At 29.1% G+C, this 25,655-nt stretch carries 22 protein-coding genes and 1 other RNA gene; 22 read left to right on the top strand and 1 reads right to left on the bottom strand.

All coding sequences use genetic code 11. From position 1 onward, the window contains the following. Positions 1-39 precede the first annotated feature (39 nt). The 13 genes from O3802_RS02565 (at position 40) to O3802_RS02505 (ending at position 12,761) form a co-directional block, all read left to right on the top strand. Positions 40-807 (top strand): TIGR01457 family HAD-type hydrolase, encoded by a 768-nt coding sequence (locus O3802_RS02565; protein WP_371458164.1) that lies wholly within the window; start codon positions 40-42, stop codon positions 805-807. A gap of 15 nt (positions 808-822) precedes the next feature. Continuing rightward, on the top strand, positions 823-1,584 hold the full coding sequence (map, locus tag O3802_RS02560) for a type I methionyl aminopeptidase (RefSeq protein ID WP_276685907.1): 762 nt from the start codon (positions 823-825) through the stop codon (positions 1,582-1,584). A 77-nt stretch (positions 1,585-1,661) separates the two neighbouring features. After that, positions 1,662-3,713, top strand: coding sequence for a type I DNA topoisomerase (gene topA, locus O3802_RS02555; RefSeq protein WP_371458163.1), 2,052 nt, complete (start codon positions 1,662-1,664; stop codon positions 3,711-3,713). A gap of 204 nt (positions 3,714-3,917) precedes the next feature. Further along, positions 3,918-5,243, top strand: a complete 1,326-nt coding sequence (gene brnQ / locus O3802_RS02550) for a branched-chain amino acid transport system II carrier protein (RefSeq protein WP_371458162.1) — start codon at positions 3,918-3,920, stop codon at positions 5,241-5,243. Between the two features lie 191 nt (positions 5,244-5,434). Then, positions 5,435-6,277: an ABC transporter ATP-binding protein gene (locus O3802_RS02545; RefSeq protein WP_371458161.1), complete on the top strand. Its 843-nt coding sequence runs from the start codon at positions 5,435-5,437 to the stop codon at positions 6,275-6,277. After that, a complete protein-coding gene (locus O3802_RS02540; RefSeq protein WP_371458160.1) occupies positions 6,277-7,038 on the top strand; it encodes an iron ABC transporter permease in 762 nt (253 codons plus the stop codon). The genes O3802_RS02545 and O3802_RS02540 overlap by 1 nt, the downstream gene beginning before the upstream one ends. Before the next feature lie 13 nt (positions 7,039-7,051). Further along, positions 7,052-7,816 (top strand): TerC family protein, encoded by a 765-nt coding sequence (locus O3802_RS02535; protein WP_371458159.1) that lies wholly within the window; start codon positions 7,052-7,054, stop codon positions 7,814-7,816. Positions 7,817-7,928: 112 nt separating this feature from the next. Next, positions 7,929-9,599, top strand: a complete 1,671-nt coding sequence (locus tag O3802_RS02530; protein ID WP_371458158.1) for an Rqc2 family fibronectin-binding protein — start codon at positions 7,929-7,931, stop codon at positions 9,597-9,599. 134 nt (positions 9,600-9,733) lie between these two features. Beyond that, positions 9,734-10,354, top strand: coding sequence for a guanylate kinase (gene gmk / locus O3802_RS02525; RefSeq protein WP_371458157.1), 621 nt, complete (start codon positions 9,734-9,736; stop codon positions 10,352-10,354). Positions 10,355-10,363: 9 nt separating this feature from the next. Further along, the gene (rpoZ, locus tag O3802_RS02520; protein ID WP_281665786.1) at positions 10,364-10,561 is read left to right on the top strand and encodes a DNA-directed RNA polymerase subunit omega; all 198 of its coding nucleotides are present in this window, start codon (positions 10,364-10,366) and stop codon (positions 10,559-10,561) included. A gap of 45 nt (positions 10,562-10,606) precedes the next feature. After that, positions 10,607-10,984, top strand: an RNA gene (rnpB, locus tag O3802_RS02515) — RNase P RNA component class B. 56 nt (positions 10,985-11,040) lie between these two features. Then, positions 11,041-12,168 carry a THUMP domain-containing class I SAM-dependent RNA methyltransferase gene (locus O3802_RS02510; protein WP_371458156.1) on the top strand — a complete coding sequence of 376 codons (1,128 nt, stop codon included), beginning with the start codon at positions 11,041-11,043 and terminating at the stop codon, positions 12,166-12,168. A gap of 89 nt (positions 12,169-12,257) precedes the next feature. Beyond that, a complete protein-coding gene (locus O3802_RS02505) occupies positions 12,258-12,761 on the top strand; it encodes an RrF2 family transcriptional regulator (protein ID WP_371458155.1) in 504 nt (167 codons plus the stop codon). A gap of 50 nt (positions 12,762-12,811) precedes the next feature. Here the strand turns inward: O3802_RS02505 and O3802_RS02500 are convergent, their stop codons facing one another. Continuing rightward, positions 12,812-13,258, bottom strand: coding sequence for a flavodoxin domain-containing protein (locus O3802_RS02500; protein ID WP_371458154.1), 447 nt, complete (start codon positions 13,256-13,258; stop codon positions 12,812-12,814). Positions 13,259-13,555: 297 nt separating this feature from the next. On the opposite strand from O3802_RS02500, the gene O3802_RS02495 reads away from it, so the two are divergent. From O3802_RS02495 to O3802_RS02455, 9 genes are all read left to right on the top strand, one after another. After that, positions 13,556-14,947 (top strand): cation:dicarboxylate symporter family transporter, encoded by a 1,392-nt coding sequence (locus O3802_RS02495; RefSeq protein WP_371458153.1) that lies wholly within the window; start codon positions 13,556-13,558, stop codon positions 14,945-14,947. Between the two features lie 188 nt (positions 14,948-15,135). Next, positions 15,136-17,019 (top strand): tRNA uridine-5-carboxymethylaminomethyl(34) synthesis enzyme MnmG, encoded by a 1,884-nt coding sequence (mnmG, locus tag O3802_RS02490; RefSeq protein WP_371458152.1) that lies wholly within the window; start codon positions 15,136-15,138, stop codon positions 17,017-17,019. Then, the gene (rsmG, locus tag O3802_RS02485; protein ID WP_371458151.1) at positions 17,012-17,728 is read left to right on the top strand and encodes a 16S rRNA (guanine(527)-N(7))-methyltransferase RsmG; all 717 of its coding nucleotides are present in this window, start codon (positions 17,012-17,014) and stop codon (positions 17,726-17,728) included. Before mnmG ends, rsmG begins: the two co-directional genes overlap by 8 nt. 147 nt (positions 17,729-17,875) lie before the next feature. Then, a complete protein-coding gene (locus O3802_RS02480; protein WP_276685877.1) occupies positions 17,876-18,922 on the top strand; it encodes a PTS sugar transporter subunit IIC in 1,047 nt (348 codons plus the stop codon). 131 nt (positions 18,923-19,053) lie between these two features. Continuing rightward, positions 19,054-19,986 (top strand): ketopantoate reductase family protein, encoded by a 933-nt coding sequence (locus O3802_RS02475; RefSeq protein WP_371458150.1) that lies wholly within the window; start codon positions 19,054-19,056, stop codon positions 19,984-19,986. Between the two features lie 151 nt (positions 19,987-20,137). Next, on the top strand, positions 20,138-20,497 hold the full coding sequence (locus O3802_RS02470) for an Asp23/Gls24 family envelope stress response protein (RefSeq protein WP_371458149.1): 360 nt from the start codon (positions 20,138-20,140) through the stop codon (positions 20,495-20,497). A gap of 8 nt (positions 20,498-20,505) precedes the next feature. After that, positions 20,506-22,158: a DAK2 domain-containing protein gene (locus O3802_RS02465; protein WP_276685884.1), complete on the top strand. Its 1,653-nt coding sequence runs from the start codon at positions 20,506-20,508 to the stop codon at positions 22,156-22,158. Positions 22,159-22,263: 105 nt separating this feature from the next. Continuing rightward, on the top strand, positions 22,264-22,797 hold the full coding sequence (locus O3802_RS02460; RefSeq protein WP_276767515.1) for a CvpA family protein: 534 nt from the start codon (positions 22,264-22,266) through the stop codon (positions 22,795-22,797). 141 nt (positions 22,798-22,938) lie between these two features. Then, positions 22,939-25,278 (top strand): endonuclease MutS2, encoded by a 2,340-nt coding sequence (locus tag O3802_RS02455; protein WP_483299424.1) that lies wholly within the window; start codon positions 22,939-22,941, stop codon positions 25,276-25,278. Positions 25,279-25,655 lie beyond the last annotated feature (377 nt).

The raw sequence follows: 25,655 nt of genomic DNA, 5'->3' as shown, positions 1-25,655 counted from the left end.
TAAATTAAATGGAAGTTGGCTAATTTACGGAGAAATAAAATGAATATAAAAAAATATAAATTATATCTTATTGATCTCGATGGAACTATTTATAATGGTGAAAAAAAAATAAAATTTGCTGATCAATTTGTTGATTACCTAAATAAAACTAAAACAGATTACCTTTTTTTAACAAATAATTCAACAAAAGAGCCAAAAGATGTAGTTGATAAATTAAAAAATTTAGGTGTAAATACAACAGAAGAACATGTTTATACGTCAAGTGATGCTACAAAAATGTATCTTTTGAAGAAAGGATATAATAATATCTATATAATCGGCGAAAGAGGATTAAAAGATACTTTAGTAAATTTTGAACAAGAAAATACTGAAGATGTGGATGCTGTTATTGTTGGACTTGATAGAGAATTAACTTATGAAAAACTTACAGTTGCAACAAGAGCTGTTTTAGCTGGGGCAGAGTTAATAGGAACTAATCCAGATACGTTACTTCCAACTGCAGATGGTTTTATACCTAGTAATGGAGGACAAATAAAATATTTAGAACATGCTACGAGTGTTCAAGCGACAGTAATAGGAAAACCAAGTAAGATAATTATGGAATGTGCAATGGAACTTTTTGATTATAAAAAAGAGGAGATAGTTATGGTCGGTGATAACTATGATACTGATATAATGTCGGGTATAAATAGCGGAATCGATACTATCCATGTTCAAACAGGAGTAACTACTTTAGAAAACTTGAAACTAAAAAAAATACAACCAACATATTCAATAGAAGATTTATCAAAATTAATAGAAGATTAAACTGAGGAGATTACAATGATTATAAAAACAGAAGAACAATTAGAAAAAATGAAGGAAATAGGTTTTATTTGTGCAACTATTCGCGATGAAATGAAGAAAAAAGCTGTTCCGGGGGTATCTACTAAAGAATTGGATAATATCGCGAAAGAACTATTTGAAAAATATGGTGCAAAATCAGCACCAATAACAGAATATGATTTTCCAGGATATACATGTATTTCATTAAATTACCAAGCAGCACATGGTATACCTTCTAGCACAAAAATTTTAAAAGATGGAGATTTGTTAAATATAGATGTTTCAGGTTGTAAAGATGGATATTACGCTGATACAGGGGTTTCCTTTGTTGTTGGGAAAGTTGATGATAAAATGAAAGAAAAAGTATGTGAAGTTGCTGAAGAAGCATTTTTTGAAGGAATCAAACATGCAAGAGCAGGTAGTAAAATAAATCAAATAGGAAAACATATCCATAAAAAGATTAAAGAACATAAATTAGAAGTAATAGAGAATTTAACAGGGCATGGGATTGGTACGTCTCTCCATCAAGCCCCACAACATGTATTTAACTACTTTGATCCATGGGATAATTTGATTTTAAAAGAAGGAATGTGTTTAGCTGTGGAGCCATTTGTATCAACAAAGGCAAAAACAGTAACAAATACAGATAAAGATGAGTGGGAATTAGTAGCAAAAGATGGTTCTTATATAGCTCAATATGAACATACTATTGTAGTAAGAGAAAATGACGAACCACTTATCTTAACAAAAATTGATTAATCCAATATTGAAAAAAGTTGACAAGATAAAGAAAATGTTTTAAGATACTACTTATTAAAAAATATGGAGAGAAGTAAATGGCAGAGAATTTAGTAATAGTCGAGTCTCCTTCCAAAGCGAAAACTATAGAAAAATATCTAGGGAAAAAATATAGAGTAATATCTTCAAAAGGTCACGTAAGGGACCTTCCTAAAAGTAGAATGGGAGTAGAAGTACTAGATAATGGAAATGTTGATGTAGATTACATTTCAATTCGTGGGAAGGGTGATGTAATAAAAAGTTTAAAAAAAGAAGCGAAAGGGAAAAAAGTCTTTTTAGCATCCGACCCTGATAGAGAAGGAGAGGCAATAGCATGGCATATTGCACATATATTAGATTTAGATAATAAAGAAAATAATAGAATAGTTTTCAACGAGATAACAAAAGATGCAGTAAAGGATGCAATAAAACATCCAAGAAAAATAAATACGGATTTAGTACAGTCACAACAAGCAAGACGTGTTCTAGACCGTTTAGTTGGATATAATATTTCACCAGTACTTTGGAAGAAAGTTAAGCCAAAGTTATCGGCAGGACGTGTACAAAATGCAGCGTTAAAATTGATAGTAGATAGAGAAGAAGAAATCCAAAATTTTATACCTCAAGAATATTGGACTATGCCAATAGATTTTATAAAGAATAGAAAGGTTTTAACAGCAAACTTCTATTCGTATAATGGAGAAAAGATAAAGCTTGAGAATGAAAAAGATATAAGTAAAGTTCGTAAAGCTATAAAAGGCAAGACTTTTAAGGTAACGGATATTTCCAAAGCTAAGAAAAATCGTAATGCGCCTAATGTATATATTACTTCAACAATGCAACAAGATGCCTCACGAAAAATCAATTTTAAAACAAGAAAAACAATGAGTGTTGCTCAAGAATTGTATGAGGGAATAAACTTAAAAAAATTAGGAGGAGTAACAGGGCTTATTACTTATATGAGAACAGACTCAATAAGAGTATCAGATGAAGCGATAAATATGGCGAGTGAATTTATTGGAAAAAATTATGGTGAAGAATATCTTGCTACTTCTACAAAAGTTAGAAGATCTAATAAAAATGTTCAAGATGCGCATGAAGGTATACGACCAACAAATGTTAATTTTACACCAGATAGTATAAAAGAATATTTATCAAATGATCAGTATAAATTATATAAGTTAATATGGGAGCGATTTGTAGCAAGCCGTATGAGTGCTGCTGTATATGAAACAACTGCAACTACATTTGAAAATAATAAAGTAGTCTATCGCGGTTCGGAGTCAAAATTATTATTTAATGGTTTTTTAGCTGTATTAAAAGAAAAAGAAAAAGTAAAATTATTTCCAGAATTTGAAGTAGGGGAAGATGCAAAAATTAAAGAAATAAAAGAAGAACAACATTTTACTCAACCACCAGCACGTTATTCTGAAGCCAAACTTATAGCAGAACTAGAAGTATTAGGTGTTGGTAGACCTTCAACATATGCCACTATAATAGAAACACTACAAAAACGTTATTATGCTAAGCTGCAAAATAAAGTGTTTACTCCAACAGAATTAGGTACTTTGGTAAGTAAAATAACTGAAGAATATTTTCCAGATATTATAAATACTAAATTTACGGCTAATTTAGAAAATCAATTAGATGAGATTGCTGATGGAAAAGTTGAATGGGAAAAAGCTATTTTTGATTTTTATTCTAATTTTAAAAAAGATATAAAGAAAGCTGAATTAGAAATGGAGAAGGTAGAGATCAAACAAGAGCTTACTGGAGAAAACTGTCCAGAATGTAACTCTCCATTAGTATTTAAATTAGGAAAATTTGGTAAATTTATAGCTTGTTCTAATTTTCCAGATTGTAGATATACAAATACAATTCAGAAAAAAGTTGGTGTAGCTTGTCCTAAATGTCATAAACATGATGTACTAGAGAAAAAATCTAAAAAAGGAAAAGTATTTTACGGTTGTGAGGGATTCCCAAAATGTGATTTTGTAGCATGGGATAAGCCTGTAAATCGTCAATGCCCTAAATGTAACAATATTCTCTTTGAAGGGAAAAAAGGTGTTTATTGTGGGAATTGTGATTATAAAGAGGAAATAAAAAAATAATAGAGATAGAAGTCAATATTTATTATTGACTTCTATTTTTCTCAGATAAATAATTATAAGAATAGAATTGTCAGAAAATTAAGATAAATTATAAGAAAAAAATTGAATTAATTTTAAAAATCTATTGACAAATTTTTATAAATGTATTAATCTATATAACATATCATAAATTGAAATGAAATTAAAATTTTAGGAGGAGATGTAATGTTCAAATTTTTAAAGAAGCATTCATATATTTCAATCGGACTTATGCTATTTGCACTATTTTTTGGTGCTGGTAATCTAATTTTTCCAGCGTTTTTAGGACAAAATGCTGGAAGCAATCTATCGGTATCAATGATAGGATTTATTATTATGGGAGTTGGACTTCCGCTATTAGGAGTATTGGTGATGGGGTATTCAGGAGCTCAAGATTTATTAGATTTATCTAGTAGAGCGGGTAAAGTATTTGGTCTAACTTTTACAACATTACTTTATTTAACAATTGGACCATTTTTTGCAATTCCAAGAACGGGGACAACTACATATGAACTAGGGTTGTCTAGCTTTGTATCACCTGGGAATACGGTTATAGCACAAGCGGTTTTCTTAGCAGTATTTATGGGAATAACATTATGGCTATCGCTAACACCTAATAAACTTGTTGATAGAATAGGAACAGTTATAACACCAGTATTACTAATATCTATGGTAGTTTTAATTATTGCCTCATTAGTAAATCCAATGGGAAGTGCTCAAGCACCAACAGAGGCATATTCTGCAAGTTCTTCAGCATTTACTAATGGATTAATGGAAGGCTATAATACTATGGATGCGCTGGCTTCATTAGTATTTGGTATTATTGTAATTAACTCAGTTAAATTATACGGTGCAAAGACAGAAAAGCAAATCTTTTCAAATACAGCTAAAGCAGCGGTTATAGCAGCATTATTATTAGCACTAGTTTATGTATTTATCTCTAATATCGGAACAACATCAGTATCAGTGCTAGGATTACAAAAAACAGGTGCTGGAGTTTTAACTGGGGCAACTACTTATTATTTTGGAAATGTAGGTAAAATTTTATTATTCGTAATTGTCTTTTTAGCATGTTTAACAACAAGTGTAGGATTAGTAACAGCATGTGCAACTTATTTTGTAAGACTATATGATAAAGTAAGTTATAAAACTTATGTAATAGGGTTAACATTATTCTCATTTGCTGTAGGAAATTATGGGTTGGCTGCTATCATTCAAGGAGCAGTTCCAGTATTAGTTTTATTGTATCCACTAACAATGGTATTAATACTGTTAGGTTTCATTAATAATGTATTTGGTGGGAAAAAGGTTGTTTATGCTTCAACAGCATTAGTAACAGGTGCATATAGCTTATATTCAACTATCGCATCAACATTTAAATTAGCAGTTCCAGCTGTAGATAACTTTTTGGCAAAAGTTCTTCCGATTCAAGGGGATTTTGCATGGATTAATTTCGCAGTATTAGGATTTGTTTTAGGCCTAATCTTATCACTTGTAAAAAAGGAAAATTAATATTATGTAACTATTAACAGAAAGTAAGCTATCATATGTGATAGTTTACTTTTTATTTTAGGTAAATCTTTTTTGACAATAATTAAAAGCAATGGTATCATAATAAGGTACAATATAGTTATGTTTAACAAAGAATAGGATAAAAATTTAGTAAATTATATAGTATTTTGTTTAATAAAATAGGAGTCATAATGGTGCTGGAATTTAGAGAATATAAAAAGAAAATTAAGAAAAATGTTTTTCTAGAATTAGATTTTAAGGTTAATACTGGAGAAATTTTAACTATTATAAGCAATAATAGCTTGGAATTGGATATCTTAAAAGATTCTTTTAAAGGTAAAACTAGATTTAAAGGAGGAATTTTTTTTAATGACTTAGATATAAGTAGAGAAAAATTAATATTCCCTGAAGATTTTGGTTTTTATAATCATTTATCTTTAGAAAACAATATTTTGAAGATGTTAAAAATTTTAAAAGTTACAGTAAAGAGAGATAGTATTTTAGATGGATTAGAGCTATTAGAATTAGATACTAACAAAAAGTATCAGCAATTATTAGAAAATGAAAAAATAAAATTTCATATTTTGTTTTCTGTTTTACTTAATCAAAATGTTTTAATACTAGATTATTCAAAGGATATTTTAACAGAACTTGATAAAAAGTTATTAAAAGAATTAATTCTAAAACAATCTAATAATGCTAATGTTGTAGTTCTGGATACAATGTTAAATCAGTATAATAATATTGCTGATGATGTTTTAGTTATTTCTGATGGTGAAAAATCTTATTATGGACTATTGGATGATTTATTAATAATCAAAAAATTAGTAGCGATAAGTGTATCACATCAAGGGGATTTAGATAATATATTACAAGATTATCAATATACAATTTATAATGATAAAGAAATTGTAGTAAGAGAAGAAGTACTTGAAGATGTTGTCTATCTATTATTGAAAAATAATATAGAGATATCTCAAATAAGAAATCTTGGTGAAAGAATAAAATTATATGAAGGGGAGAGAGTATTATAATGATATTTTTATTGGAATTTGGGAAGCTTTTTAAAAGAAAGTTTAATTATATATTTGGGATAATTATATTGCTTATTAGCTTTCTCCTTATATATAAAATAAGTAGTTTAGCAGGATATTATTCTTTAGACGAAGTAGACTTTATATTTAAATTTATATTTAAAATATTATTAGTATTAATAATTTTTCTAATGGGAATAAACCATATTTATTCTTATAGAGAGGATTATACAACTAAAGTAAGTTCTCTTTTAGAATTAGCTAGAAAAAAAACTTTAAGAGATTTTTTAGCAGTTATTGCTAATTTAATTTATTTTGTTATTTATTATTTAGTATTACTTGGAGGAATAGTTCTAATAATATTCTTTATTAATAAAACTAATTTTATAAAAATAAAGAATATTGTTTTTTCAAATATACAGAATACAATAGCATACTTATTAATAGTTTTATTGTTACTACTATTAGCAAATTTAGTATTTTTATTTACTTTAACATTATTTAATAATACAAATTTAGCAATTTCACTATCATTACTGTACTTTATAGGTGGGGCAGTTATTGCTCAGGCGTTAGAAGATAGAATTTCATTTTTATCTGAAAGAATAGATAATAGTATTCTTACTATATTTGATAGAACGTTTAATAGTTTAAATCAATTTATAGAATTTAATTTAGCTAATTTTTTACCGTTGATATTAAATATAATAGGTTTAGTTATAGTTGTCTTTATAGTGAAATTGGTGAAGAAAGTTATTTAGAGAGAAGAGTTATATGGATACACAAATATTAATACAATATATTATAGTTTTATTAAGTTTAATAATTTTAGAAGGGTTACTTTCAGCAGATAATGCAATTGTATTAGCTGTCATGGTAAGACACTTACCGTATAAAGAGCAGAAGAGCGCTTTAATGTATGGCTTAATAGGAGCACTTATTTTCAGAATTACAGCTATTTTTCTAATCACATTACTTGCTCAATATTGGCAAATTCAGGTTTTAGGTGGTTTATATCTACTATACATGGCAGGAAATCACATTAAAGAATTCTTTGATAATAGAAAACAATCAGATGAAACGGAAGAAACAAAAACGCCTAAAAAACAAAGTGGTTTTTGGATGACAGTTTTAAAAGTAGAATTAACAGACATAGCTTTTGCAATTGATTCTATTTTAGCAGCTGTAGCTATTGCAATTACCCTACCTCATATTTCTGAAACAAAAATAGGGGGAATTAATCTTGGACAGTTTTCTGTTATGGTAATTGGAGGATTTATCGGTGTAGTTATTATGAGATATGCTGCCAATGCTTTTATAAAAATATTAGAAAAGAAACCTGGATTAGAAATAGCTGCATTTTTAATTGTGGGTTGGGTTGGTATAAAACTTTTTGTTATAGCTGCAGCCCATCCTAAAGTGGCTCTTATTTCAGAACATTTTCCACATTCGACATTATGGACGGTAATTTTTTGGATAGTCCTTTTAGGTCTTTTAGTGTGGGGAGTTCTTATTTCTAAAAAATTTGAGAAAAAATAGTATACAAGGGTCAGAGAATTCTCTGGCTTTTTTGATATGGAAATATAAGGATATCTATGATATAATTTTTAATTGTATTGATAACTAGGAAATATTTAAGGAGATGAAATATATGGCATTTGATGGTTTTTTTATAAGAAAATTAGTAGGAGAAATAGAGGAAAACATACTAGGAGCACATATTAATAAAATTAATAATATTTCAACTGATGAATTTATTCTAACTATTAGGAAAAGAAAAAACTTTAAATTGTTATTATCAGCAAGTTCTAGTTCATCTCGTTTTCAGTTGACAAAAAATACTTATGAAAATCCTAATACACCATCTAATTTTTGCACAGTCCTTAGAAAATATTTAATAGGCGGAATTATTCAAAATATTGAGCAAATTAATAATGATCGTATTATCATATTGAAAATTAAAAATTTTGATGAGTTAGGGTATGAAAAATATTATTATTTAATAACTGAACTTATGGGAAAACATTCTAATATTATTTTAACCGATGATAATAAAGTAATAATTGAATCGTTGAAAAACAGTTATAGTATAGATTATAAACGCTCAACAATTGCTAATATGAATTATATACTTCCTCCAACAGAGTCAAAATATAATCCATTTGACTTTGATAGTTATAAAAATTTAGAATTTAACTATAGTGATAAAAGATTTTTAATGAAAAACTTTTATGGAGTATCAGCGTTATTAAATAATTATTTTATTGCTAAACAAATAGAATTTGAGGAAGAGTTCAAAAGTTTTTGTTGTAATTTAGAAATTTATTATAGTCCTATATTGCTAGAAAAAAATGGGAAAAAAGATTTTTACTTTTTTGATGTAGATACCGGTGAGAATAATATAAAATTTGCTTCACTATGTGATTTGCTTGACTTTTATTATTTAGATATAGCTAAATCTAATATTAATAAAAGTACAGATAAAAGACTATTTGATTTTATAAAAACAAAGTTGAATCGCTTAAGTAAAAAACTAGAAATTTTGAATAAGGAATTGATTGAGGCTGAAAGTAAAGAAGACTATAAATTGAAAGGGCAATTGCTTATCTCAAATATTTATATGTTTAAAAAGAGTGTTCCAGAAGTTGTGACATTGCCAAATTTTTATAGTGAAGAATTCGAGGATATAAAGATAGAATTAGATCCTAACTTAACTATAGAAAAAAATTCAGACAGATATTTTAATCTTTATAAAAAAAATAAAAGAACAATTGAAAATCTATATGAGCAAATAAAAATTACAGAAGAAGATATAGTTTATTTCGAAACTCTACAATTTCAAGTAGAAAACGCTGATAAATCTGATTTAATAGAAATAAAAGAAGAGTTGATAAACTCAGGATTATTAAAGGAAAAAGTTTCAAATTCGAAGAAAAAAAATAAGAATAATTACTTTGTAATTAACTATAATGGAATAGATATTTATGTTGGGAAAAATAATATTCAAAATGATGCAATTACAAATAAACTCGCACGCCGTGATTATCTTTGGTTTCACGCAAAAGATATTCCAGGAAGTCATGTTGTAATTTTTAATAATAACCCAGATGAAAAAACAAAAGAAGTAGCGGCGATGTTGGCTGGATATTTTTCTAAATTTAAAAATGAAGATAGAGTTGCTGTAGATATGACACTTATAAAAAATGTGAAAAAAATATCAGGAGCAAAACCCGGGATGGTTACTTATACTGGGCAAAAAACAATTAAACAAAAAATAGATAAGATGTTTATTAACGAATTAATAAACAATAAATTTGTTTAATACTTAACTCTAAAAGATTTTGTATTTTAGAGGAAGTTACTATGGAAATTTGTAAATACATGCTATAATAGTTTAATTTTTATAAGTTTTGTGGTATGATAAATAGATAATAAATGTGTAGAAGGATACGAGAAATGGAGAAAGGATTATTAATAGTTCTATCAGGACCATCAGGTGTAGGTAAAGGTACTGTAAGGAAAAGAATTTTTGAAAGTAATGATGTAGGCTTTGAATATTCTATTTCGATGACTTCAAGAGGAATGAGGCCAGGAGAAAAAGAAGGTGTTGATTATTTTTTCAAAACAAAAGAAGAATTTGAAAAATTAATTGAACAAGGTGAACTCTTAGAATATGCACAATATGTGGATAATTACTATGGGACACCTGTAAGATATGTAAGGGAAACTATGGATAAAGGGAAAGATATCTTTTTAGAAATAGAAGTACAAGGAGCTGGTCAGGTAAAAAGTAAGATACCTGATGCGCTATTTATTTTTTTAGCACCACCAAGTATAGCAGATTTAAAAGATAGGTTAAAAGGCCGTGGAACAGAAAGTGATGATGTAATAGAATCACGTGTAGCTAAAGCTAAAAAAGAAATAAATATGATGCATTTATATGATTACGTAGTGGAAAACGATGAAGTTGATAAGGCTGTCGAAAGAATAAAAGCTATTATTCTAAGTGAGCATTTAAAACGTGAACGTATAGAGATGAAATATCGTCGTGCACTGTTAGAATTAGAAGAAATGTAGGAGAAAAGAATGTTATATCCAAAATTAGATGTATTAAAATCAAAAGTAAATTCAAAATATATGTTAGTATCATTAGCAAGTAAAAGAGCAAGAGAACTATTTGCTAATCCTGAAACAGCAAAACTAGAAGAATATGTTTCTCATAAGGAAGTGGGAAAAGCACTAGAAGAAATTGCAGAAGGTAAAATTTCAGTTTTAGAAAAATAATAGTTTACAAAAATATTATTTTAGTGTAAAGTAATATAAGTATTTTTCTTTGAGTGATCGCGGTGTATTTCGCTGAGGAAAGTCCATACTCACACAAGCTGAGATGCTTGTAGTGTTCAATGCTAAACGAAAAAATAAGTTTAGGCACCATTAGGTGACGGCAGAAAGTATAACCTAAGTACATGTATATGGTTATATATCTTGAAAGTGCCACAGTGACGAAGTTCTTATAGAAATGTAAGAAGTGGAACGCGGTAAACCCCTTGAGTGAGCAATTCAAATTTTGGTAGAAGCACTTATTTCGCAGAAGTGAATGTAGAAATAGGAAATATGTATGTATTTAGACAGATGATCACAGCTATTTTTACGAGAGTAGACTAGTCTTGTTTGAGTAAGAATAGACACAGAATATGGCTTATGATAAGAAAAATAACTAGTTCTAGGGGCTCTTAGGAGCCCCTTTTTTTAAGGAGGAAGAAATGAAATTTAATTTAGTAGCAACCACACCGATGGGAATTGAAGCGATAGTAGCAAAAGAAGTACAAGATTTAGGATATGAAACCAAGGTAGAAAATGGTAGAGTATATTATTCAGGTGATAAAAGAGCAATAGTACGTTCAAACCTTTGGTTAAGATGTGCAGATAGGGTGAAAATTGTTGTTGCACAATTTCCAGCATACACATTTGAAGAGTTATTTGAAAAAACAAAAGAAATAGACTGGGATAAGTATCTGCCAGTTGATGCTAAGTTTCCAGTAGATGGACGTAGCCACAAATCGGCACTATTTAGTGTATCCGACTGTCAATCAATTGTAAAAAAGGCAATAGTAGAAAAAATGAAAAAAAGTTATGGAGTTACAGGCTGGCTAACTGAAACAGGAGAAAGATATCGTTTAGAAATAATAATGCTGAATGATATTGCTACAATCTTATTAGATACATCTGGAGATGGACTTCATAAGCGTGGCTATAGAGCTAAGCAAGGGACAGCTCCACTAAAAGAAACTCTAGCTGCTGCAATGGTAAAATTAACTAATTGGAAAGGGGAAACTCCTTTATATGACGTGTTTTGCGGATCTGGTACGTTACTAATAGAAGCGGCGATGTTAGCACAAAATATGGCGCCAGGCATAAATCGCAATTTTGATTTTGAGAAATGGCCATGGATGCCAAAATCTCTGGTAGATGAAGAAAGAAATAAAGCTGAGGAAGCAATAGACTATGAGAAAGAATTAGAGTTATATGGTTCCGATATCGATCCTAAAATGATTCAAACTGCAGAAAACAATGCAGAGGAGATTGGGTTGGCAGGTGTGATAAAATTTAAGCAAATGTCTGTTTATGATTTTGTTGTAAAAAGAGAAACTGGATGTGTCATTGCCAATCCACCTTATGGTGAACGTCTAGGTGAGAAAAAAGAAGTTGAGGCAATGTATAAATATCTGGGAAGTCAATTGAAAAATCAAAAATATTGGTCATTGTATTTATTAACTTCTCACAAAATGTTTGAACATTTATATGGGAAAAAAGCAACTAAGAGAAGAAAATTATTTAATGGATCTATAGAATGTACTTATTATCAGTATTGGGGAGAGAAATTAAGATAATAATTGACAATTATAATAATATATTTTAGAATTAGATTGAGGATAAAAGTTTTACATAATAACACAAAGAAAAGAGAGGTAGAGGGGTTATGCATTTAACAAAAAGTACTGAACAAGCAATTTGTATTATGGTAATGTTGTATCTTCAAGATAGACATGTTTTTCTTAATTCAAAAGAAATTAGCCAACGCCTTAATATATCTCCTACGTATTTAAAAAAAATTATGAGAAAATTGGTTCTTCATGATTTAGTAAAAGCTAATACTGGTATAGGAGGAGGATATAAATATAGAACTAATAAAAAAGTTTCTTTATATGATATTTATGTCGCTCTAAATGGAGAAGTGGAAATTTTTGTTTTAAAAACGGACTATGTTTCTAAAATATTTGAGGGCGCATTAGCTGTTGATAAGAGATATAAAAAATATCTTAATAAGGTTAATTCTATTAATCAATCGATTAAAAAATCATTGGAAGAAATTACAATAGATAATTTAGTAGAAGATATTTTAGAAGAAAACTCTAGGATACGATTAGACTGGAATAATTGGGAAGAGGAATTTGAAAGAGTGAATGTCTTCTTTAAAGGATAAAAAAATGAATGGTATAATACCATTCATTTTTTTATCCTTTATTTTTTAATTTATAGTGCAGAAGAGAAGTCTTCTATAAATTTATCAATATTTTCGAAATCTTCATCGCTATCAGCTTCAATTTCAATTTTTAGATTTTGTGTAGGGTTAGTAGCACCAGTTTTAGCAATTTGATCATCGAATTGGTCGACGCAAACGCAGAATTGCTCATAAACAGTATCTCCTGTACCGATAACCCCATAAGTTTTACCACTGAAATCTTTTTTACCAAGTGCTTCAAAGAATTCTTCCATTTCTTCAGGAAGATCTCCTTCGCCATAAGTATAAGTAGCAATAATGAATGCATCAGCATCATCTAAAAAATCAAAATCTACCATATCTTCAATGAATAATTTTTCAATTTCTAAACCTTTTTCTTCTTCAAATTTTTCTATTATTAAGTCTGATAGCATTTCTGTATTACCAGTTAAACTAGCATATACTAATTTTATGTTCACTAATATCACTCCAATTCTAATTAAAATTTATTATCAACTAACTAGTATTATAACCTATATAAAGAAAATAGTAAATATAAGACAAGGAAGTTTTTTAGTTTCAAGCATATAAGTTGAAAAGTTATTTTATTAGTGGTTTAATAATATACATCTTTTATTTATGGAGGTATACTATGGAAAATGAATTTATTCGTTTCCGCTCTATCTGTAGTTGTTGTGAGATTAATTAATAAGTTTACACAACAAAATTATAGAAAGATGAATTAGGAAATCTGATTCATTATGAGGTACAATAGAATGGGAAACAAGTTTACATTTTTTGAAAAGTTTATTATGATTTCTACTAAGGAGACATTATTATTCTTAGTATTGCTTTTTGCACTATTTTATTTCATGTATTATTTAGCTAAAATACGTGTTAGTTCGGCAAAAAGAACGTTATTGGCAACAGCCATAGGATTAGTACTTGGGATTGTAATTCAAGCATATTCGGGATTTAGTGACGATCCAACAAAAATAAAATATGTTGCAGAAATTACAAAATGGTATTCGCTATTCGGGAATGGATTTATTGATTTAATTAAAATGTTAATTATTCCATTGGTATTAGTATCAATTATTAATGTTATTGTTAATATAAATGCTAATACAGATATAAAAAAATTAACACGTTTTACATTAATAATCACTCTAGGGATGGTAGCAATAAGTTCAGCAGTTGGTTTTTTAGTAGGAACAGTATTTAAATTAGGAAGCAATTCTATAATATTAGGTAGTGGTGAAAGTAAAATAAAAGAAGTAAAAGATGTGGTAACTATTTTACGCGGATTAATTCCATCGAATCCTATTAAGGCTATGGTTGATTTTAATGTTATCGGTATCGTTATTTTTGCTATGTTCATAGGTATAGCAGCAAGGTATATCCAAAATAAGGATAAAGATAAAGTTGACTCGTTTGTAGGTTATATAGCAAACCTTCACGCCATAGTATCTCGTGTTACAGTTATGATTATAAAGTTATTGCCATATGCTGTAATTCCATTATTGGCGAATACAATTGCTCAACGTGGATTGAAATCTATTAAAGATGTATTGCTGTTCATTGTATTACTTTATTTAGCAGTAATTATTCAATTTATAATTCAAGGATTATTTTTGGTATTTCATGGATTATCTCCAATTACATATTTTAAAAAAGCAAGCAAAGCATTAATCTTAGCGTTTACATCACGTTCAAGTGCAGGGACATTACCACTAACTATCAATACTCTTACAAAAGAGTTAGGTGTTAATCAATCAACTGCAAACTTTGTAGCTTCATTTTCTTCTACAGCAGGAATGCAAGGGTGTGCTGGTATTTATCCAGCGATGTTAATAGTATTTTTAGCAAATGCTAATGGTATAGCTATTGATGCTACATTATTTGTTATGTCAATTATAGTTGTGACTCTTGGTTCAGTAGGGATAGCAGGTGTACCAGGTACAGCAATTACGGCTGCATCAGTTTCAGTTAATGGAGTAGGATTTGGAGCATTCTTTAATCAAATTAATCCAATTTTAGCAGTAGATCCAATTTTAGATATGGGACGTACTTGCTTAAATGTAAGTGGTGGAATGACAAATTCTATTATGGTTGATAAACATCTTAAATTATTTAATAAAGAAGAATTTGATAGATTTGAAAAATAAAAAGTATAGAGATTCGGAATCGCAGTACAAATTTGTATTGCGATTTTTTATTTATAGATAGTCTACAAAGTATATTATTCGTATTTTTTATATGGTTATGATAATATAATAAAGGTAAAAATTAGTAATGTATCAAAATTTTGGTCAAAGCATTATTTTGCAATTACGTTAAAATATATGGAGGCACTATGACTAAATTTTTAAAAGAATATGATATTATTGTAATTGGTGGAGGCCATGCTGGAATTGAGGCCGCGTACGCTGCGAGTAGAAAAGGTGTAAAAACTCTTATGGTTACAATTAATTTGGATACAATTGGTTTTATGCCGTGTAATCCAAGTGTGGGAGGTCCTGCCAAAGGAATAGTTGTTCGTGAAGTTGATGCACTTGGAGGACTGATGGGACGTGTTGCAGATAAGACAAATATCCAAAGTAAAATGTTAAATACAGCAAAAGGTCCAGCTGTTCGTGCATTAAGAATGCAATCTGATAAAGTAGCTTACCAGACTGAAATGAAACGTATTTTAGAAGAAACACCTAACTTAGATATTGAACAAGCGATGGTTCGAGAGTTAATTATTGAAGATAATAAAGTAGTTGGTATAAAAACTATGTTAGGAACAGCCTATAAAGCGAAGGCGATTATTATCACGACGGGGACCTATTTACGCGGAGAAATAGTTATTGGAGATGTAAAATATTCATCAGGCCCAAATCACCAAATGCCATCAATCGATTTAGCAAAACAATTAGAAGAATTAGGATTTGATTTAGTAAGATTTAAAACAGGGACACCTCCGCGTGTTAATGCAGATAGTGTAGATTTTTCGCAAACTACAATTCAACCAGGGGATAATGAAAAATATGCATTTAGTTATGAAACAACGGAATATGTTGAAAATCAAATCCCATGTTGGTTAACTTACACAAATACGACTACCCATGAAATAATAGATAGAAACCTTGGTCGTTCAGCGATGTATTCAGGTGTAATAAAAGGAACAGGACCAAGATATTGTCCAAGTATTGAAGACAAATATGTGAGATTTAATGATAAAGAGAGACATCAATTATTTTTAGAACCTGAAGGGCGTAATACGAAAGAGATATATATTCAAGGATTATCAACATCGTTACCTGATGATGTTCAGCATGACATGGTTAGAAGTATAGCTGGATTAGAAAATGCAGTAATTATTAGAAATGGATATGCTATAGAATATGATGCGGTAAATCCTATGACATTATGGCCAACTTTAGAAACAAAACTAATAGATGGACTGTTTACTGCTGGTCAAATTAATGGGACAAGTGGATACGAAGAGGCAGCTGGTCAAGGGATTATGGCTGGGATTAATGCAGCGTGTAAGGTTTTAGGTGAAGAACCTATGATTTTAGGACGCGATGAAGCATATATTGGAGTGTTGATTGATGATTTAGTGACTAAAGGAACTAATGAGCCATATAGATTATTAACATCGCGAGCAGAACATAGATTGTTATTGCGACATGATAATGCAGATATGCGTTTAACAGAAAAAGCATATAATTATGGTTTAGTGACAGAAGAAAGATATGAGAAATTCTGTAAAAAACGTCAAGCAGTAGCAGATGAAATCGAAAGGCTAAAAACATTTAGAATAACACCAACGGCAAAAACATTAGAAAAATTAGCAGAACTAAATAGTGCAGAAATAAGAGATGGGATACTAGCAATTGATATGTTAAGACGCCCTGAGTTGAGTTATAAAAGTGTTATGTATTTAGCTGATGATTCTACTACATTGCCTAAAGATATTATTGAACAAGTAGAAATAGAAGTTAAATATGAGGGATATATAAAAAAATCTTTACAACAAGTAGAAAAACTTAAAAAAATGAATGCGATGAAAATTCCAAATGATTTAGACTATGATGAGGTACCAAGTTTAGCAATAGAAGCGCGAGAAAAACTTAAAAAGGTTTTACCATTAACTATAGGTCAAGCTTCTCGTATTTCTGGAGTAAATCCAGCTGACATTTCTATCCTATTAGTTTTCTTAGAACAAAGAAGAGGAATGAATAATGAATAAAGAACAATTCTATAAAAAAGTTGAAGGAAAGACGAATATAATTCTTAGTGATATTCAAAAGAAGCAATATGAGAAATATTTTGAATTAGTAGTAGAGTGGAATCAAAAAATTAACTTAACTGCAATAACTGAAGAAGAAGAATTTTATACTAAACATTTTTATGATTCAATCTCACTTTCCTTTTATAGAGACTATAATAAAGTACAAAGTATTTGTGATGTAGGAAGTGGTGCAGGATTTCCTTCTATTCCACTTAAGATATTATATCCGAATTTGGAGGTAACAATAGTTGATTCATTAAATAAGCGCATTAAATTTTTAAATCTACTTCAAGAGGAATTGGGATTGACAAATTGCAACTTTATACATGCACGTGCAGAAGAAGTTGGTCAAGATAAAAATTTTAGAGAAAGTTTTGAAATAGTAACAGCTAGGGCGGTTGCTCGTTTAAATGTTTTAGTTGAACTATGCCTACCATTAGTAAAAAAAGGTGGTTATTTCTTGAGTTTAAAAGCACAAAAGGCTGAAGAAGAAACTGATGAGGCAATAAATGCAATAAAGCTTTTGGGTGGTAAATTAGAGCAAGATATAGAATTTGATGTAGAAGGTGAAGAACGTCATATACTAGAGATAAGAAAAGCTAAAGAGACACCAAATAAATATCCAAGGAAAGCTGGAATACCTAATAAAAAACCATTAAAAAAGTAGTTCATTGAAATTTCAATGAACTACTTTTTTAACTATAAAAGTTAATTCAGAGGAAATAAAAGAAAAGTTTAATAAATTTTCGAAAAATTCTTTACTTTTTTTTGATTTTATATTATTATAGTATAATAATATAAAAGGAGGATATATATGACAAAAAAAGTAAAGAATTTTCTTAACATAATTTTGAATGGTACAGCACTAGGAGTGGTAGCTGGTTTAATTCCAAATGCAGTATTGAGTACATTATTTAAATATCTAGGAACATTATTTGCACCTAGCTTATTTACTACATTATCGCAAGCAATGTATTTATTACAATTCTCGATTCCTGTATTAGTTGGAGTTATTGTAGGGCAGTCTTTAAAATTCAAACCTTTAGAGTCGTCTGTGCTAGGAGCAACAGTTTTAGCGGGAAGTGGTTCATTGACTTATAATGCTGCTAATAAAGCTTGGACAGGTGTGCCGATGGGGGACTTATTCAATGTAATGCTAGTAGCTATTATAGGGGCATTACTTATTTCGTTGGTAAAAGATAAATTTGGTGCAGTAACAATTATATTTCTTCCAATAATTGGTGGATTAGTAGCAGCTTTTGGTTTAGTAACATTACCTTATATGAAAGGTTTAACTAAACTATTAGCAACAATTATATTTGAGTTTACTACGCTACAACCAATCTTAATGTGTATGTTGATAACTATGGCTTTTGCATGTTTGATTGTAACACCTGTATCAACAGTAGCAATGGGTATAATTTTATTTACAAATGAAAATTATATAGGTGCTGGTGCAGCAACATTGGGACTAGTTTCTGCGGCAGCTGTATTAGCGATAGGGACATTTAGAGCTAATAGTAAAGGAGCTACAGCAGCGATTATTTTAGGAGCCATTAAACTAATGATGCCAAACTGTGCGAGAAAACCTCAATTATTTTTAACCATTTTAACTACTGCTGCAATAACTGGGATTTCTGGCTATTTCCTAAACATTGTAGGAACGCATGAAAGTGCAGGTTTTGGTATTATCGGATTGATTGGCCCTCTAAAATCATATGAGATGACTCACGGAGGTTTATTACAAATAGTTTTAGCGTTTTTTGTGATTCCTTTCGGAGTGGCATTCTTAGCTGATAGATTCTATTGTAATGTTTTAAAATTATATACAGTAGATGCATACAAACCAGAAAATCTATAGAAGATTCGACATTAGTCGATTCTTCTTTTACAAAAATTTGTAAACGCTAACAAAAAAATGAAAATTTATAATTAAAATTATGAAAAATTAATATTTTATCAAAAAATAGAGAATTAAATAAGGAGGCTATTATGAGAATTTTATTTGTGGGTGCAGGAGCATTGGGATCAAGATTTGGGTATATGTTATTCAAAAACGGGGAAGATGTGACTTTTGTAGATACATGGAAGGATCATGTAGAAAATATCACAAAAAATGGTTTGAAAGTTATTATTGATGATAAAGAGCTTGGTAATTACTATATACCTACATATTATCCTGATGAAATTTCGGGAGAATATGACATAATTTTTGTAGCTACAAAATCAATGCAGTTAAGAAGTATGCTAGAAAAAGTAAAACATTTAATTCACAAAGATACAAAAGTTATTTGTGTTTTAAATGGATTGGGACATGTAGATACTTTGAGAGATTTTGTAGATGAGAAAAATATATTAATAGGTGTTACTGTATGGACAAGCGGATTGGGAGGCCCAGGTGTTTTAAAAGCTTATGGTTCAGGAAAAACTGAGATAAAACAGGTGAAAGAAGATAATTTGGATAAAACTTTACAAATTATAGATCGATTAAACCAAGCGGGGTTAAACTTAAATTATTCAGATAATACTTATCAATCAATTTGGCATAAAGTAGGACTAAATTGTGTTTTAAATACATATTGTACATTGATAGATTGCAATATAAATCAATATGGTAATTATGAAAAAAATTTAGAGTTAACTCGTGCTGTCTTAGATGAAGTAACAGCGGTTGGACGAGCAGAAGGTATTGATGTTAAACAAGAAATAATTGAGAAAAATATAGAAAACTGTTTTGATCCGAAAACAGCAGGATTACACTATCCATCATTATATCAAGATATGAAAAATGGTAGATTAACAGAAATAGACTATTTAAACGGAGAAGTCTCTCGTTTAGGAAAAATTCATAATATTCCTACACCGGTATGTGACGTAATCACTTTGATGATACATTCGAAAGAGTCGGTTAACGGGAATAAATAATAAGTAATATAAATAAGAGCCTTTGATTAAATAAGAGATAATCAAAGGCTCTTGTTTCTGAAATATCAATGTTTTACTTGTATTTTTATGCTAAAAAAGGTATAATAATTCGTATGTTCATTTGTCTATTTTTAAATAGGAGGAAAAAGATATGGCATTAGAAATTAATAATGATCTAGGACACGTTTCTATCAGTGATGATGTGATTGCATCAGTTGCTGGAAGTACAGCTGTAAGTTGTTACGGAATTATAGGAATGGCTAGTAAAAATCAAGTTAAAGATGGAATTACAGAAATATTAGGTAAAGAAAATTATTCTAAAGGAATAATTGTAAAAAAAGATGATGGTAAATTAGTGATTGATTTATACATTATTGTTATGTATGGAACAAAAATTTCAGAAATTGCTAATAATGTTCAATCTTCAGTAAAATACCAAATTGAAAAAACATTAGGTGTTAAAGTGGATGAGGTTAATATCTTTATTCAAGGCATCAAGGTGAATAAATAGGAGGAAAGATAGTGGAAAAGATAAATGGCCTTGTTTTAGCTAAAATGATAGACTTAGGTGCTAGAAATTTAGCTAAAAATGCAGAAAAAATAAATTCATTAAATGTATTCCCTGTTCCAGATGGAGACACAGGAACAAACATGAACCTATCTATGTCTTCAGGAGCTAAAGAAACAGCAGCTAATACTGTTGAAAATATTGGAGAACTAGGAAAATCATTCTCTAAAGGGTTGTTAATGGGTGCTCGTGGTAATTCAGGAGTTATTCTTTCTCAATTATTTAGAGGGATGTCACAATACATTGTTGACAAGAAAGAAATTGATTCTAAAGAATTTGCTGCCGCAATTCAAAATGGTGTAAGCATAGCTTATAAAGCTATAATTAAACCGGTTGAAGGTACTATTTTAACAGTAGCTCGTGAAGCAGCAGAAGCAGGAGTTAAAAAAGCTGAAAGTACAACATCTGTTATTGAAGTAATGGAAGCTATCTATGCGGAAGCACAAGAATCACTTAAGAGAACACCAGACCTATTACCTATTTTGAAAGAAGTAGGTGTTGTCGACTCAGGAGGACAAGGACTTGTTTGTGTATATCAAGGCTTTGTTGCTGCTCTTAAAGGAGAAGAAATCGACGGTTTAGATGCAGTTGAAACAAATATAGTTGATATGCAATTTGAAGATGATCATGACATGGACTTTATGAGTCCAGAAGATATAGTTTATGGTTTCTGTACAGAATTTACTGTTCGTCTTGATAAAGATAAAAAAGAATTTGATGAAGATCAGTTCCGTAAAGATATGAGTGAGTTTGGAGATTCGTTACTTGTTATTTCAGATAGTGAGTATGTAAAAATTCACGTTCACACTGAGACTCCAGGAGAGGTGTTTAATTATGGACAACAATATGGAGAGCTTATAAAAATTAAATCAGATAATATGCGTGAGCAACATAGAGAAGTTTTAAGAAAACAAGAATCTAAACAAGCAACTACTTCAAAAGAAGTTAAAGAGCAAGCTATGATTTCTATTTCAATGGGAAGTGGATTAAGTAAAGTTTTAACTTCAATGGGCGTTGATTATGTAGTTGAAGGTGGTCAAACTATGAATCCTTCAACAGAAGATATTATGAAAGCTATAAAAGAAGTAAATGCTAAAAATATCTATATTTTCCCTAATAATAAGAATATTCAACTTGCAGCTAAACAAGCAGCAGAGTTAGCAGAAGAAAATGTTTATGTTGTGGAAAGCAAGACAGCTCCTCAAGGATTGGCTGCAGTAATGGTATTTAATCCTAATGTTAGTCCAGAAGAAAACTTTGCAAACATGCAAGAAGTATTAGGGACAGTTAGTACTTTAGAAGTAACTCATGCTGTTCGTGATACGCATATTGAAGGTGTTGAGATTAAAAAAGATGAATTTATGGGGATTCGTGATGGGAAAATTGTAGTTTCTAATTTATCACTTAACACTGTATTAGAAGAATTATTAGAGAAATCTATCGATGAAGACAAAGAAATCGTAACTATTTACCTAGGTGAAGAAAGTACAGATGAATATACGGATTTCTTAGAAAAATTAATCGAAGATAAATATCCTGATGTAGAAGTTGAGCTTGTAGAATCAGGACAACCAGTATATCCATACATCATAGGATTAGAATAAAAAATTATTTTTTGTTAACAAAGTAGCATTAATCTTATTTAGATTAATGCTACTTTAAAGTTAATTACTTACAATTGTATAATATAATTATGAAAGGAGGATGTTATGGTAGATATATTAATTGTATTACTTCTTTTTGCAGGAGCCTATCTAGGTTATAAACGAGGACTTATAATGCAACTTTTTTATTTAGGAACAATTATAATAGGTTATCTTGTTTCTATGTTGTTCAGTTCCCGTTTAGCTTATTTATTTACAGGATTAATTCCAATACCTGATAATGTATCAGAAGGATTAAATGGGATTTACCAAAATCTTAATATTCCTACAGCTTATTATAGAGTTATTTCGTTTATTGTGATATTTATTGTGATTCGATTGATAATTCAAGTTTTAGCTTCTATTTTTGGATTAATAAGAAAATTACCTTTAATAAAGACAACGGATAGATTTTTAGGTGCTATTTTAGGTTTTGTAGAAATTTATTTGATAATCTTTCTAATTCTTTATGTTGGAACAATTTTACCAACATCAGAATGGAAAACAACAATTTTCACTAATTCAACACTTCCAGAGTATATTTTAGAAAACACACCAATATTGTCAAAACAGCTAATAAGCTTATTCTTCGATAGATAGAATATTAATAGAGTAATAGTTAAATTATTTAAATTATTACTCTATTTTTCTGTTTAATAAAATTGTTAAAAGAATATATTTAGTGTATAATAGTTTTTGTTGAATATAAGAAAATATTATGTTTGAAGGGGTGAAAATTAATTGGATAAGATGATTCGAAAAAAATTGAATTTAGATTTAGTATTAAAAGATGTAGAAAAATATTGTTATTCAGAAATATCTTATGAAAAAATAAAAAATCTTGAATATATAAGTGATTTTGATAAGTTACTAGAAGTCCATAGAGAAAATGAAGAAGCATATGAATTGCTAAGAAAATACCCAAATGAATTTCGTTTAAAAATTTACAATTATGAAGCGAGCGTTAAAAAATCTAAAATAGATAGTGTTCTTTCAGAAAAAGATTTATTTTACATTTTAAGGAATGTTATCGTTTATGATAGATTTACAAAGCGTTTTGAAGGAATAAAAATTCAAGAAAATAAATCTTATAGAAGTTTAGATAAGTATATAGAAAAACTAGATAACTTTGAAGATTTAGAGAAATACTTAGATAGAATAATTGATGAAGACGGCTATATTAGACCGGATGCATCATTAGAATTGAAAAATATAAAAGCAAATATTGCCAAATTAAAAACTAAAAGTGACCAAGTATTAAAAAATATAATAAGAGCAAATGTGAAAAAATTAACAGAGGCTATTGTTACTAAGCGTAATGATCGTGATGTAATTTTAGTTAAACCAGAACATAAGAATGATTTTGGAGGAATAATCCATGATGAATCTGCTTCTGGAAATACATTTTACGTAGAACCGAGAGAAAATGTAGAAATAAATAATGAAATAGGTATCTTAAGAAGAAAAGAAAAAGAAGAAATATTAAGAATTTTGAAAGATGCCTCGGAAGTTATAAAAATAAAAGCAAATGAATTGTTAAATTCATTATGGAATTTTTCTCAAGTAGAATTTATTTTTTCAAAAATGAATTTCTGTAGTCAAAAGGGATTTAATAAGCAAAATATTGTTCATAAACAAGAAATTAATTTAAAAAAAGCATATAATCCATTGATAGATAAGGACGTTGTTGTGAAAAATGATATTACTTTAGATAATTTTGGGAACTCACTTATTATTACTGGACCTAATACCGGTGGGAAAACTGTAATATTAAAAACGGTAGGATTATGCGTCTATCTGTCTCACTTAGGATTTTATATTCCCGCTTTAGAGGAGTCTACAGTTGGGTTCTTTGTAAAAGTCTTTGTCGATTTAGGAGATGAGCAGTCTATAGAAAATAATTTATCTACATTTTCTTCGCATATGACAAATATCATTAATATATTAGAAGAAACAAATGAGAAAAGTTTAATTCTTTTAGATGAATTGTGCTCAGGAACTGATCCAAGTGAAGGAGCGGTCTTATCGATAGCTCTTCTTGATAAATTTAAAGAACTAAATGCTACAATGTTATGTACAACTCACTATCCAGAGATTAAAAATTATTGTTTTGAATCGGAATATTATAAAAACTCTTCTATGGAATTTGATTTTGAAAAATTAAAACCTACATACAGATTTATAATAGGTTTGCCTGGAAAATCAAATGCGATAAATATTTCGGCAAAGTTAGGATTAGATAGTTCAATTATAGCTGAAGCAAGTGCGTTGCAAGAAGAAAATGAAAAAGAAAATAATTTATTTATCGATAAACTTTCTGAAAGTATAAGAGAATACGATTTTAAATTGGAATATATAAATCGAGTTGTTGATGAAATAAATGAAGTGAAAGCAACTTTAGAAAACAATCTTATAAAATATAATGAATATAAAGATAGTTTATATAATGAGCTAAGTTTAGAGTTGAATAGAGAGATTGATGCTAAAAAAGAAGAAATTTTAGATTTGTATCGTGATTTTAAAGATAGTTCAGCTCTAAAACAACATGAGGTAAATGAAATCCTTCATAATATTGATAATAGAAAAAACAAAATTAATTTAACGAAAAAATTAGAGGATCAACTTAAATTTAATGATACTGAAATTAAAGTTGGTGACGATGTATTGGTTCTTAGTTATAATCAGAGAGCAACTGTCCTAGAAATATCAGGTAATAATCTACAAATTAAAATGGGGGCTATGAAACTTAATATTAAGAAAAAAGAAGTTAGAAAAATTGATAGTGAACCAGAAACAGCTCAACGATATATTAGTACTAGTAAAGTAAGTAGTAAAAAGGTTGGTATTGATATTAATGTTATCGGATTAAATACTGAAGAAGCGATAAGAGTTATTGAGGATTATATGGACAAGGTTATCTTACAAGGGTATGATACTTTCACTATAATTCATGGTCTAGGCTCAGGAATACTTAGAAAAAATATTGCGGAGTACTTGAAGAATAATCGTTATGTCAAGAGTTTTAGAAGTGGTGGCCAAAATGAAGGTGGAATGGGAGCTACAGTAGTAGAGATGAAATAATAAAAAGATTGAATTACTATTTTATGATTTTGGTAATTCAATCTTTTGTATTTTTATAGAAGATATTATTAATAAACAATGTTGTTTAAAAGCATAAAAGGCAAATGTTAAGAAAAAAGAAGAAATCACCTTGACAAAGGGGAAAGTAGATGATAGAATAAAACCAGTCTCAAAGAGACGAAGTCATTTTTAAATAAGTAAAAAAAAGTTTAAAAAAACTATTGACAAATAAAAATAAAAATGATAAGATATAAAAGTTGCTAACGCAACGAACTTGAACATTGAAAACTAAACGAATTAAGTCAACGTTAATTCCAAAAAGGACAGTTTTGAAAAGAAACTATAAAACTTTTTAAAGAGCTAATCAAGCTAACAAA

Origin of the sequence: Gemella sp. 27098_8_92 (assembly GCF_041433685.1) — a bacterium.
Taxonomy (GTDB): domain Bacteria; phylum Bacillota; class Bacilli; order Staphylococcales; family Gemellaceae; genus Gemella.
Note: the sequence above shows the minus strand (reverse complement) of the source record. Positions and strands in the feature narration are given on the sequence as shown.